The organism is Micromonospora sp. BL1 (genome assembly GCF_003667485.1).
GTDB lineage: Bacteria > Actinomycetota > Actinomycetes > Mycobacteriales > Micromonosporaceae > Micromonospora > Micromonospora tulbaghiae.
Map to the genome: position 1 here is coordinate 34,405 of NZ_RCVK01000238.1, position 11,726 is coordinate 46,130.

General features: G+C 73.7%; 12 protein-coding genes and 1 tRNA gene. 1 reads left to right on the forward strand and 12 read right to left on the reverse strand.

Going from position 1 to position 11,726, the window contains the following annotated elements; genetic code table 11:
• Positions 1-61: 61 nt before the first annotated feature.
• The 4 genes from EAD96_RS15740 to EAD96_RS15755 all read right to left on the reverse strand — a co-directional run bounded on the left by EAD96_RS15740 (position 62) and on the right by EAD96_RS15755 (position 2,366).
• A complete protein-coding gene (locus tag EAD96_RS15740) occupies positions 62-382 on the reverse strand; it encodes a hypothetical protein (protein ID WP_121684823.1) in 321 nt (106 codons plus the stop codon).
• A gap of 51 nt (positions 383-433) precedes the next feature.
• Positions 434-1,192 (reverse strand): Bax inhibitor-1/YccA family protein, encoded by a 759-nt coding sequence (locus tag EAD96_RS15745; protein WP_120573968.1) that lies wholly within the window; start codon positions 1,190-1,192, stop codon positions 434-436.
• Between the two features lie 125 nt (positions 1,193-1,317).
• Complete coding sequence (locus EAD96_RS15750) at positions 1,318-2,175, reverse strand: Bax inhibitor-1/YccA family protein (RefSeq protein ID WP_120571589.1); 858 nt, start codon at positions 2,173-2,175, stop codon at positions 1,318-1,320.
• A 110-nt stretch (positions 2,176-2,285) separates the two neighbouring features.
• Positions 2,286-2,366: transfer RNA gene (locus tag EAD96_RS15755), tRNA-Leu, on the reverse strand.
• A gap of 90 nt (positions 2,367-2,456) precedes the next feature.
• Between EAD96_RS15755 and EAD96_RS15760 the strand changes: the two genes are divergently transcribed.
• Positions 2,457-4,286 (forward strand): hypothetical protein, encoded by a 1,830-nt coding sequence (locus tag EAD96_RS15760; RefSeq protein WP_121684824.1) that lies wholly within the window; start codon positions 2,457-2,459, stop codon positions 4,284-4,286.
• A 58-nt stretch (positions 4,287-4,344) separates the two neighbouring features.
• Here EAD96_RS15760 and EAD96_RS15765 read toward each other — a convergent pair whose 3' ends face one another.
• From EAD96_RS15765 to EAD96_RS15800, 8 genes are all read right to left on the reverse strand, one after another.
• Positions 4,345-5,676 carry an NAD(P)/FAD-dependent oxidoreductase gene (locus EAD96_RS15765; RefSeq protein WP_047891391.1) on the reverse strand — a complete coding sequence of 444 codons (1,332 nt, stop codon included), beginning with the start codon at positions 5,674-5,676 and terminating at the stop codon, positions 4,345-4,347.
• A 103-nt stretch (positions 5,677-5,779) separates the two neighbouring features.
• Positions 5,780-6,343, reverse strand: coding sequence for a hypothetical protein (locus EAD96_RS15770; RefSeq protein ID WP_120571591.1), 564 nt, complete (start codon positions 6,341-6,343; stop codon positions 5,780-5,782).
• Entirely contained in the window at positions 6,340-7,701 is a 1,362-nt protein-coding gene (locus tag EAD96_RS15775; RefSeq protein WP_121684825.1) for a DUF58 domain-containing protein, read from the reverse strand. The genes EAD96_RS15770 and EAD96_RS15775 overlap by 4 nt, the downstream gene beginning before the upstream one ends.
• On the reverse strand, positions 7,701-8,699 hold the full coding sequence (locus EAD96_RS15780; RefSeq protein WP_121684826.1) for a MoxR family ATPase: 999 nt from the start codon (positions 8,697-8,699) through the stop codon (positions 7,701-7,703). The genes EAD96_RS15775 and EAD96_RS15780 overlap by 1 nt, the downstream gene beginning before the upstream one ends.
• On the reverse strand, positions 8,699-9,283 hold the full coding sequence (locus EAD96_RS15785; RefSeq protein ID WP_121684827.1) for a hypothetical protein: 585 nt from the start codon (positions 9,281-9,283) through the stop codon (positions 8,699-8,701). The genes EAD96_RS15780 and EAD96_RS15785 overlap by 1 nt, the downstream gene beginning before the upstream one ends.
• Positions 9,280-10,011, reverse strand: coding sequence for a DUF4129 domain-containing protein (locus EAD96_RS15790; protein WP_121684828.1), 732 nt, complete (start codon positions 10,009-10,011; stop codon positions 9,280-9,282). Before EAD96_RS15790 ends, EAD96_RS15785 begins: the two co-directional genes overlap by 4 nt.
• Positions 10,012-10,031: 20 nt before the next feature.
• Positions 10,032-10,745: a uracil-DNA glycosylase gene (locus EAD96_RS15795; RefSeq protein ID WP_121684829.1), complete on the reverse strand. Its 714-nt coding sequence runs from the start codon at positions 10,743-10,745 to the stop codon at positions 10,032-10,034.
• Positions 10,746-10,764: 19 nt separating this feature from the next.
• On the reverse strand, positions 10,765-11,451 hold the full coding sequence (locus EAD96_RS15800) for a dienelactone hydrolase family protein (protein WP_121684830.1): 687 nt from the start codon (positions 11,449-11,451) through the stop codon (positions 10,765-10,767).
• Positions 11,452-11,726: the final 275 nt, after the last annotated feature.

The following is an 11,726-nucleotide window of genomic DNA, read 5'->3' on the forward strand; positions in this document are numbered from 1 at the left end:
GGATCAGCGTCCGTTTTGTCGCCGCCAACCTCATGATCAACGGGGTCAGGGCCCGGGGGGGTTAGAGGGCGGCGCGGGTTCGGGTCACCGCTTCGGCGGCGGTGGCCAGGATCTGGTCGGGGGGCGCGGCGAGGGTCAGGTCGGCGGTGACCACGCGGAGTTGGTCGGGCAGGGCCAGGTCGCTGGGAAGGCGGGGCACCTCGCGGCGCGGCTCACCGGCCGCGTCGGCGGCCAGGTTGGCGATCTCCTGGACCAGCTTGTGCACCAGGTCGGCGCGGGACACGTTGCCGCCGTCGGCCTTGGCCGACCAGCGCGGCTGCTGCCAGTGCCCGACCTGTCGGACCAGCAGGGTCACGGCCCGGTCCAGTTCCGCTGCGCTCATCGCCGCCGAGTCTACGGCGGCCCCGGGCCCCGGCGCGGCAGGCCGGAACTGTCAGCGGCGCACGTAGCTGAGCAGGCGGAGGATCTGCCAGTACAGGAAGATCAGCCCGACCAGCAGACCGAAGGCGCAGTACCAGGCGTAGCGGCGGGGCAGCCGGTTCGCGGCCGACCGCTCGACCAGGTCGAAGTCGAGGATGAAACTGAGCGCGCCCGCGATGATCGCCACCACCGAGAACAGGTACGGCAGCCAGCCCACCCGGTCGCTGAGGCTGTAGACGACCACCCCCTGCCGCCCGGTGAACAGGTACGCGAACAGGTTGACCAGGCCGATCGCCACGATCCCGACGAGCGTGCCGATGACCAGCCGGGCCAGGCGCGGGGTGGCGCGTACCAGCCGGGCCCGGTAGAGCACCGCCATGCCGAGGAAGACGCCGAACGTGCCGATCACGGCCTGCGCCACGATGCCCGGGTAGACCATCTCGAAGGCGCGGCTGGCCACCCCGAGCAGCAGCCCCTGGAGCACCGCGTACCCGACGATGACCGGCGGGCTGGTGATCTGCTTCAGCGAGATGACGAGCACCAGGGCCAGGCTGGCCAGCGCGCTTCCGGCGAGCGCGGCGGAGATCCACGCGGCCTGCGGCACCACCACCCAGGACACCGCCGCCGTGACGCCGGTGACCAGCAGCAGCCCCACGGTCCGGCTGACCACGTCGGCCACCGTCATCGTGTCGGCGGTGCCGACCCCGAGCACCTGCCGCTCGGCGCGGCCGACGTCGTCCAGCCGGTCCAGCACCGGGTTGGCACTGCGCACCGTGACCACCTCCCGCCCACGTACCCGGATCCCACTCTGCCCCGGGCGGCGCGGCGGAGACGGGGAAACGGCGACGCCCGCCGCCGCGGATGCGGCAGGCGGGCGTCGTCGGGGAGGGCGTGATGTCAGTCGTCGCCCTGGAAGTAGCTGAGCAGCCGCAGGATCTCGATGTAGAGCCAGACCAGGCCGACCACGATGCCGAAGGCGGCGGTCCACGAGTAGCGCTGCGGGAGGCCCATCCGGACCCCCTCCTCGATGTCGGCGAAGTTGAGCACGAAGCTCAGCGACGCCACCACGATGCAGACCAGGCTGAAGCCGATCGCGAGCGGGCTGCCGTCACGCAGGTGCGTGTTGACGCCGAACAGCGCCAGCACCAGGTTGACCAGCATCACGCCGAACAGGCCGGCCATGATCGCCACCATGATCCGGGCGAACTTCGGCGTGGCCCGGATGATCCGCGCCTTGTAGATCATCGCCATCAGGAAGAAGACGCCGAACGTGGCCACGACCGCCTGGAGCACGATGCCGTCGTAGAGCGACTCGAACGCCTTGCTGACCATGCCGACGAAGACGCCCTCGATGATCGAGTACGCCACGACGAGCGCCGGGTTGGCCATCCGCGAGAACGAGATGATCAGACCGAGCACCAGGCCGACCACGGCGGCGCCGATCCACGCGACGCCGACCAGGGAGTCCGGCACGAGCACCCAGGCCGCCGCGGCCGAGGCACCGAGGATGGCGAGCATGAGGACCGTCTTGACGACCACGTCGTCGAGGGTCATCGGGGTCACGGTGGGCGGGGCCACCGGCTGGCCGTAGCCGCCCGGGTAGGGCTGGGCGTAGGGCTGCTGGGGGTACTGCTGCTGCGGGTACTGCTGGGGGTATCCGGGCTGACCGTACGGCCCGGGCTGGGCGTACCCGGCCGCCCGCTCACGCTCTGCCGCCTGGCCGAGCCGGGCGAGCACCGGGTTCGAGGTCTTCACTTCTCAGGCCTCCCTCAGGGGGTCGATCGCACGTAGACGTGCTACTCCAGGGTAGACGTGGGCGCAAACGCGCGTGCTACCGCTAGCTGTGGGAAAGCTGAGAGTTCACGTGCCCGGGGCGGGGGTCGAACCCGCACGCCTTGCGGCAGCCGCTTTTAAGGCGGCCGTGTCTGCCGTTCCACCACCCGGGCGGGTGACACCGGCGCGTCGACACGCGGCGGTGCAGATCTCACCGTAGCGGCTCGGCCGCGACGCGGCGTACCCCGAGGGATGCGGCCGTTATGGTCGAAGCCGTGACCAGCGTCGCCCGCACGACCCGGGCGCCCGACCACGCGCGGGCGGCCCGCCCGGCGGCGGTCACGCGGCGGGTGACGGCCGCCGTCCGGCGGCACCGGGCGGACCTGCTCGTCGGGGTGGCGTTCGTCGCACTCGCCGGCTGGCTCACCCACGGTCTCTGGCCGGCGCCGGGCACGCGGGTGCTCGCGCTCAACCCGGCCGACCAGACGCTGTACGAGTGGTTCCTGGCGCTGGACGCGCGCGCCCTGCGCGGCGAGCTGAGCCTGGTCACCGGACGGTTGAACGCGCCGGACGGGGTCAACCTGATGGCGAACACCTCGGTGGTGGCGCTCGGCGTGCTGCTCGCCCCGGTCACGCTGGCGTTCGGGGCGCCTGTCACGTTCGCGCTGCTCGTCGCCGTGAACATGGCCGGTACGGCGCTCGCCTGGTACCTGCTGTTCGTCCGCGTCCTGCGGGCCCGCCGGCTCGCTGCCGCACTCGGTGCGGCGCTGTGCGGCTTCGGGCCGGGCATGGTCTCGCAGAGCAACGGTCACCTGCACATGACCGCGCAGTGGCTGGTCCCGGTGCTGGTCTGGCTCGTGGTCCGGCTGCTGCGCGCCGCCGACCCGGCCGGTCGCCCGGACGGCCCGGACCGCCGCCGGACGGCCACCTCCGCGGCCGGGCTCGCCGCAGTCGTCACCGTGCAGGTCTTCGTCGGCGAGGAGGTGCTGTTCCTCGCCGCGCTCACCCTGGCGGTGACCGCCGTCGCGTACGGGCTGGCCGACCGGGACCTGCTGCGCCGGGCCGGTTCCGGCTTCGCCCGTGGGCTGCTCGCCGCCGCCGGGCTGGCGCTGCCGGTGCTGGCGTACCCGCTGTGGGTGCAGTTCGCCGGCCCGCAGGGCGTCGCCCACGGGATGTTCCCGCCCGCCTACTTCTCCGCCGACCTGATCGCCTGGACCCGCCTCTCCGCGCTGTCGGTCTTCGGCAGCCCGGAGGCGGTGCGGCTCACCACCGGCCCGGCCGAGTTCACCACGTTCCTGGGCTGGCCGCTGCTGCTGGTCGCCGTGGGCTGCGCGGTCTGGCTGGGCCGGCGCGCCCCGGTGGTGGCGCTCGTGGCCGCCGCGCTGGCCATGGCCGCGCTCGCGCTCGGCCCGGAGGTGGTGGCCGGTGGTGAGCGGACCGGGATCCCCGGCCCGTACGCGCTGCTGGCCGGGCTGCCGGTAGTGGACGGCGCGCTGCCGATGCGTTTCGCGCTGGCGGTGCTGCCGCTCGCCGGCACCGTGCTCACGCTCGCCGTGCACCGGGCGCTCGGCGAACCCGGCCGGGCCCGCCGGGTGGTCCCGTTCGCGGTCGGCGCGGCGCTGCTCAGCATCTTCCCCACCCCGCTGCCCACGATGGACCGGCCGCCGCTGCCCGAGTTCGTCACCGGCGGCCACTGGCGGCAGTGCGTACGCCCCGGTGGGGTGCTGGTGCCGGTGCCCACCGCCACCCCGCAGGATCCCTGGCCGATGCGCTGGGCCACCGCCACCGGTGTCGCCTTCGCCATGCCGGAGGGCTTCTTCATCGGCCCGTACGGCCCGGACGGCTCGGCCACAATGGGCACCTGGCAGCGGCCCACCTCGGCACTGCTCGCCGACGTGGCCCGCCGCGGCGTGGCGCCGGCCGTCGGTGACCGGCAACGCCGCCAGGCCGCCCGGGACGTCGAGTTCTGGCACGCGTCGTGCGTCGCGGTGACCGACGACACGCCGCACGCGGAGATGCTGCGCCGGACCCTGGAGCAGCTCTACGGGCGGCCGGGGGTACGGCTCGCCGACGCCTGGACCTGGCGGTTCTGACCTCGGTCACGGCGAAAGGCCCCTCCCGCGTACGGGAAGGGCCTCTCGTCCGGCTTCGTCAGACGCGGGCGGCGACCGGCGGGGCGGACGCCTCGGCGAACTCCTCGCGCGGGTCGTGCAGCTGGCCCAGCGCGACCACCTCACGCTTGAGGAAGAACGCCAGCGTCCAGTCGACCACCACGCGCACCTTGCGGTTGAACGAGGGGATCCGCGACATGTGGTACGTCCGGTGCATGAACCAGGCCGGCCAGCCGGTCATCTTGATGCCGTAGACCTGCGCCACGCCCTTGTGCAGGCCGAGGCTGGCCACGCTGCCGGCGTGCTTGTGCTTGTAGTCGACCGGCTCGCGCCCGCGGATCACGTTCGCGATGTTGTCGGCCATCCGCGCCGCCTGCCGCACCGCGTGCTGGGCGCTCGGCGAGCAGAAGTTGCCCGGCTCCTTGGTCAGGTCCGGTACGGCGGCGCAGTCACCGGCGCTCCACGCGCCCTCGACCACCCGGTCGCCGTCCACGATCTGCAGCGTCGGCCGGCAGGTGACCCGGCGACGCTCGTCACGCGGGAAGTCCGTCGCGTCGAGCATCGGCGAGGGCTTCACGCCGGCGGTCCAGACGATGGTGTCGGACGGGAAGCTGTCGCCGTCGGAGAGCTTCACCACACCGTCGACGCAGGACTCCAGCCGCGTGTCCAGGCGGATGTCCATGTCCCGCTTCATCAGCTGCTGCACCGTGTAGGCACCCATGTCCCGGTCGACCTCGGGCAGCACCCGCTGGGTCGCCTCGACGAGCACCCAGCGCATGTCCTCCGGCTTCAGCTCCGGGTAGTAGCGCAGCGCGTCACGGGCCATGTCCTCCATCTCGGCGAGCGCCTCGATGCCGGCGTAGCCGCCGCCCACGAAGACGAACGTCAGCGCACGGCTGCGGACCGCCGGGTCGGTGGTGGAGGCCGCCACGTCGAGCCGGTCCAGCACGTGGTTGCGCAGGAAGATGGCCTCGCCGATGGTCTTGAACCCGATGCCGTTCTCGTGCAGGCCGGGGATCGGCAGGGTGCGGGAGACCGAGCCGGGGGCGACGACCACGTGGTCGTACCGGATCTCCCGGGCCGGGCCACTGATCGGCTGCACCACGGCGGTCATGCGGTCGTGGTCGATCCGGGTGACGGTGCCCGCCACCACGGTGCACTTGCGCAACTCCCGCCGCAGCGGCACCACGGCGTGCCGAGGGGAGATGTTGCCCGCCGATGCCTCCGGGAGGAACGGCTGGTACGTCATGTGCGGCTGCGGGTCGACGACGATGACCTCGGCCTCACGCCTGCTCAGCTTCTTGGACAGGCGCAGAGCGGCGTACAGGCCCACGTGACCGGCACCCACGACAAGGATCCGCTTCGGGTTCACGTCATCTATCTTTCCCCGGGTGCTTCGGGTAATCCCGCGCGAGACCCCCTTCTGTGACGGAGCACAACCCGTGTGACCTGCGCAACGTCCCCGGAGCGCCGCGTCACCTGCGCCGGAGCAGCCAGCCCAGCAGCGCGCTCAGCCCCACCGCCACCAGCAGTCCCACGACTGTCGCGACCTGTGAGCCGTCCGTACCGCCCGCTCCCCCGAGCCACGCCAGCACCACGCCGAGCACGGCGCTGGCGAGCACCACGGCACCCGCGCGGCCCAGCCACCGCAGCACCACGTCCGGGTCGATCAGCCCGTCGTAGGGCAGCAGCGCGGCGAGCGCGCAGAGCGAGTGCGCCAGGTAGAGCAGCGTCGCCACGGCGAGCAGCCGCCACAGCGCCGGTGGCCGGTCGAAGCCGAGCGTGGCCAGCAGCCAGCCGCCGACTGTCACGAGCGCGGTGAACGTCGGCCAGATCCGGCGCGGCCCGACCGCCGGCAGCACCGCGGCCACCGTCAGGGCCAGCAGCGAGCGCGCGGTCAGGGCCTGCACCGGGTACGCGAGCAGGAAGCCCGCCAGCACGACGAGGAAGATGCCGCCGCGTACGAGCAGCGGCAGCGGGCTGACCCGGGCGGCGGCGTACCGCAGCGCCCGCACCCGCTCCACCAGGGCGTCCGTCATCTCATGCCTGCCTTCGGGGCGGTCGCCAGCCGGGCCACGTCGCGCAGCACCTCGTCGAGGCTGCCGGCGCCGGCCCAGCGCACCACCGGCACCCCGTGCTCGCGGAGCTGGCCGATCATCGTGTCCCGGTCCAGCCGCCACAGCCGGTACGCGACCTCGGCCCAGCCCCGTTCCTTCGGCATCGGCAGCTCGGCCGGCAGCGTGTCCACCGCCACCACGAACCGCCCGCCACGGGCCAGCCGGGCCAGCATCTGCGCGGACCGCTCGTCGAGCAGCGGGGTGAGCACCACCACGAGCGCGTCGGAGGAGAGCACCTGCGGGCCGAAGACCTGGTCGTACGGCTCGTGCGGGGACGACTCGGCCTGCACGTCGAGCAGCCACTCCAGGACGGTCATGTACTGCCGCCGCCCGGTGGCCGGACGCAGCCGGCGCGCGGCCGGCCCGTACTCCAGCATCGACACCCGGTCGCCGCGGTGCAGGTAGTGCTCGGCGATCGCGGCGGCGGCCCGGACCGTGGTGTCCAGCACCGACGCGGTCCCGTTCACGCCACCGGAGCGGCCCGCCTCGGCCAGCACGTCCAGCAGCACAACCACCTCGGCGTCCCGGTCCGAGAGCGTCGCCGCGACGTGCAGTTGACGGGCCCGCAGCGACACCCGCCAGTCGATCCGGCGCAGCCGGTCGCCGGGCGCGAAGACGCGTACGCCGGCCAGCTCGCCGCCCTCGCCCGGCCGCCGCGACCGGTGCGCGCCGACCAGCCCGGCGGCGCGGGGCATCGCCTCGACCGCGTCGAACGGCTCGGTACGCGGATAGACCCGGGCCCGGATCGGCTCGGTGATCACCGCGCGGGAGACCAGCAGCCCGTCGGCGGCGGCGACCCGGACCCCGGCCGGGCCGATCGGGTGCCGTCCCCACCGCAGGGCGGTGCCGGTCAGTTCCAGGTCGACAGCGCTGCCCCGGGGTACGGAGGTGACGAACGGGCGGTCGGCGCCGCCGGAGCGGCTCACGTCCAGCCCGGCGCCGCCGAAGCCGACCTGCTCCACCCGGAGCCAGCGCGACATCCGGGTCCGGACCACCGCCAGGTCGTACCCGATCAGGTCGGGGTTGGCCACCGCGACGGTGGCGGCCAGCGGGGCGCCCTCGACCAGGTGGGTGTCCCCGACACCGAGTTCCAGCTCGGGCAGCGCGGCGGGGCGGCGGCGCAGCGCGTACGCGGTCCCGAGCGCGAACGGTGTGGCGAGCACCACCAGGTCGATGCGGCCGAGCAGGACGGCGGCGACGAGCAGCACGCCGGTGAGCAGCACGGCCCGGCCGAGCGCCCAGGTGGGCGCCCAGCCGCTCGCCGCGTCGGCCCGGTCCATCAGCGTCCGGCGGCGTAGCTGGGCAGCGCGCCGCTGGCCGGTGCGGGCGTCGACTCCAGCACCTCGCCGACCACGAACGACGGGTCGACCCGGCGCAGCCACATCTCCGGCCGCAGCGTGATCCGGTGCGCCAGCGCGGGCGCCGCCACCGCCTTGACGTCCTCCGGAACGACGTAGTCGCGGTTGGCGAGCACCGCCCGTACCCGGGACAGCAGCAGCAGCGCCAGCGAGCCGCGCGGGGACGCGCCGACCAGCACCGACGGGTGCTCCCGGGTGGCGGCGGTGAGCGCCACGATGTACCGGCCGACCGAGTCCTCGACCACCACGTCCTCCAGCGCGGCCTGCATGGCGCGCAGCGTGGCGGCGTCCACTACCGGCTTGATCTCCGCTTCCTCGCGGCGGCGGGCGATCCGGCGGCGCAGCACGTCCCACTCCTCGTCGTGGGTGGGGTAGCCGAACGACACCCGCAGCAGGAACCGGTCGAGCTGCGCCTCCGGCAGCGGGTACGTGCCCTCGTACTCGATGGGGTTGGCGGTGGCGAGCACGTGGAACGGCTCGTCCAGCCGGTAGGTCACGCCCTCCACCGAGACCTGCTTCTCCTGCATCGCCTCCAGCAGCGCCGACTGCGTCTTCGGCGGCGTCCGGTTGATCTCGTCGGCGAGCAGCAGGTTGGTGAACACGGGCCCGGCCCGGAAGGCGAAGTCGCCGCTGCTCTGGTCGTATAGGAACGAGCCGGTCACGTCGGCGGGCAGCAGGTCCGGCGTGAACTGGAGCCGCCGGAAGTCCAGCCCGAGCGCCTGCGCGAAGCAACGCGCGGTGAGCGTCTTGCCGAGACCGGGCAGATCCTCCAGCAGCACGTGACCACCGGCGAGGATGCCGGCCAGCACCAGCTCCAGCGCGTCCCGCTTGCCGACCACGACGGTGCCGACCGCGTCCAGGACGGTCCGGGCGAGCCGGCCCACCTCGGCGGGGGGCATGCTCCGGTCCACGTCGTTCATCAGATCTTCTCCAGTTCGGCGACGATCGCCGCGAGGTCGCGCGGCGACGGAGGGCGGCGGACGGGGGTGTCGAGGAACGTCCACAGTGGCTCGCCCAGCAGGGCTCGGGCACGGGCCGGGTCGGACTCACGGGTGACGCCGTGCCGCTGACGCAGCCGTTCGTCGGCCAGCTCGCCGAGGCGCGGCAGGATGCGTTCGGTGAACCGCTCCCGGTTGTCGGCGGACCAGTCCAGCGGGCGCTCCCAGCCGTTGATCGCGGTGCGCAGTGCGTCCCGGGCGGACCAGTTCCAGGTGCCGGGCTCCTCACCGGCGGGAGCCCGGGCACCGGCGCGGGGTGGCGGCGGGGGCGACAGCGCGGTGGTGACCCGGCGTACGGCGAGCACGGCGAGAACCCCGGCCACGATGATCCAGATCGGCACCTTCAGGCCGACCGCGCGCAGCCCGACCAACACCACCACGACGACGGCGGCGGTGACCGCGGCGGTCCGCAGCAGCGCGCGCGCCCGGCCGCCACCGGACGGACGCTCGGCCTCCCCGGCCGGCTCCTCGCCGAACGAGAGCAGGTCGTCGATGCTGGTGCTCACGACGCCTCCCCCGCCAGGCTGGTCAGCTCGCCGCGCAGCCGCCGCAACGCGGCGCGGGCCTGGTCCCGGGTGCGCTCGTCGACCGGGTGCGTGGCGTACCGGGCCTCCCGGTAGACGTGCGCGAAACCGTCGAGCACGTCGGCGCTGGCGATCGCCGGGATGCCGGCCTCCGGGTCGCCCCGCAGCAACCGGGCGACCAGGTCGGTCGGGGTGTCGCCGGTGTGCCGGGGCACGCCCGCGTCCTCGGCGGCCTCCTCCAGGCGCACCCAGCAGGCGATCACGGCGGTCCGCGGGTCGGTGGAGCGGTCGTCCAGTTCGACGAGTCCGGCGTCGAGCGCGGCCACCACCTCGCGGGCGGTCCCCTCGGCGGTACGCCTGGTGCGCCGCACCGGCACCGCCCGGGTCGTGCGCCGCAGCGCGCCCCGGACCACGTTCCACAGGACGTACCCGATGGCGCCCAGCACCGCCGCGAACAGCAACGCCACGGCGGCGGTGGCCAGCCAGTCGGGCACACCGCCCGACGTGGACTCACCCACGTCGCGGGGTTCCACCGGGTACGACGGCACCGCCTCGGGCGACGGGTACTCCGGCACGTACGGGATGGTGTCGGCGGCGGGCGGGATCCGGCTGGCCCCGATGGCGGAGTGACCGGCGGCGAACGCGGCGAGCGCGAGCAGCATCGTCACCGCGGCGACCGGCCACCACCTGCGCAGTACGCCGAAATCCATCCCACCGCCCCAGGTGCTCCTCAGTCCACCCCGGCCAGGTGCTTCGCCCGGGTGAACACGTCGTCCAGCATCGCCGGTGTGAGCCGTCCGGTGAACGTGTTCTGCTGGCTGACGTGATAGCAGCCCAGCAACGCCGGCACCGACTCGCCGGACCAGTGTGCCCCATGGCCGAACACCGGTCGCGGCGTGGGCGGTCGCTGCCCGTACACCTGGCGTAGCACCGGCCACCACGCGGCCCACGCGAACGCGCCCAGCGCGACCACGACGCGCAGCGTGGGCCGGATCAACTCGACCTCGCGGTGCAGCCACGGCGCGCAGGTGTCCCGCTCGGCCGGGGTGGGTTTGTTGTCCGGCGGCGCGCATCGCACGGCCGCGAAGATGCGGGTGTCGCGCAGCGTCAGGCCGTCGTCCGCGGCGACGCTCGTCGGCTGGTTCGCCAGCCCGGCGCGGTGCAGCGCGGCGAACAGGACGTCACCGGACCGGTCCCCGGTGAAGATCCGGCCGGTGCGGTTACCGCCGTGCGCCGCCGGCGCCAGGCCGAGGATCGCGATGCGCGCGTCCTGCGGACCGAGGCCGGGCACCGGCCGTCCCCAGTAGTCCTGGTCGCGGAACGCCGCCCGCTTGATCCGGGCGACCTCCTCCCGCCACGCCACCAGGCGCGGGCAGGCGAAACAGTCGCTGACCGCGCCGTCGAGGTCGGCCAGGTCGGCCGCCCGCGCGGCGCGGGCGACCACGTCCTGCGGGGTACGCGACTCAGCCAAGCTTCGCCCGGAACAGTTCCAGCGTGCGGGCCCAGGCGGTCGCGGCGGCCCGCTGGTCGAAGTGCTCGGGCCGGTCCTCGTTGAAGAACGCGTGCGCGGTGCCCGGGTAGTCGAACGTCTGGCAGGTGCCACCGGCGGACTCGATGGACCGGCGTACGCTCTGCACCTCGTCGGCGGCGGACAGGCCGTCGGCCTCGGAGCAGTGGATGAGCGCGGCCTTCCCGGCGTAGTCGGCCCAGTCGGTGGCCATGCCCTCCCAGGGCAGACGCGGGTAGAACCCGGCGGTGGCCACGATGCGCTCGGAGAACGTGCCGGACCACAGGGCCAGGCTGGCGCCCGCGCAGAACCCGGCACAGCCCACCTTGCCGGCGACCTCCGACCGGCTCGCCAGGTATTCGGCGGCGGCGGCGATGTCGCTCGCCGCCTCGTCCATCTGGGAGCTGTTCAGCATCAGCCGCGGCTCGGTCGGCTTCACGGCCGGCCCGCCGTGCCGGAAGTCCGGCGCGAGGGCGACGAAGCCGGCCTCGGCGAAGCGGTCGACCACGGCCCGGACGTGGGGCACCAGTCCCCACCAGTCCTGGATGACGATGACCGCCGGGCTGGCCGCACCGCCGGAGGGTATCGCGAGATACCCCTCGCTCGTCCCCCCGTTGCCGGTGAAGCTCACCATCTCGCCCATGGGCCCGTCCTCCTAGCGGTCAGTCATCATTGGCTGGTCGCCCAGTTGGCTGCTACGTGCCGGTAGCGTGCCACGCGGTCACCGGCCCGGGGAAGACGGAACAACAGTGGCATTCACCTCCTGTCGACCTCACAGACGACCGACGGGCGTCCCGTGGCGCAGCCCGGCGAGATCTTGGAGGATTCCGGCCCCTGTAAGGGCCGTTTCCTACCAAGATCTCGCGGGGCCGAGGCGCTCAGGGAGTCGACGTGGGTTGCGCGGAAGCGCTGGGGGCG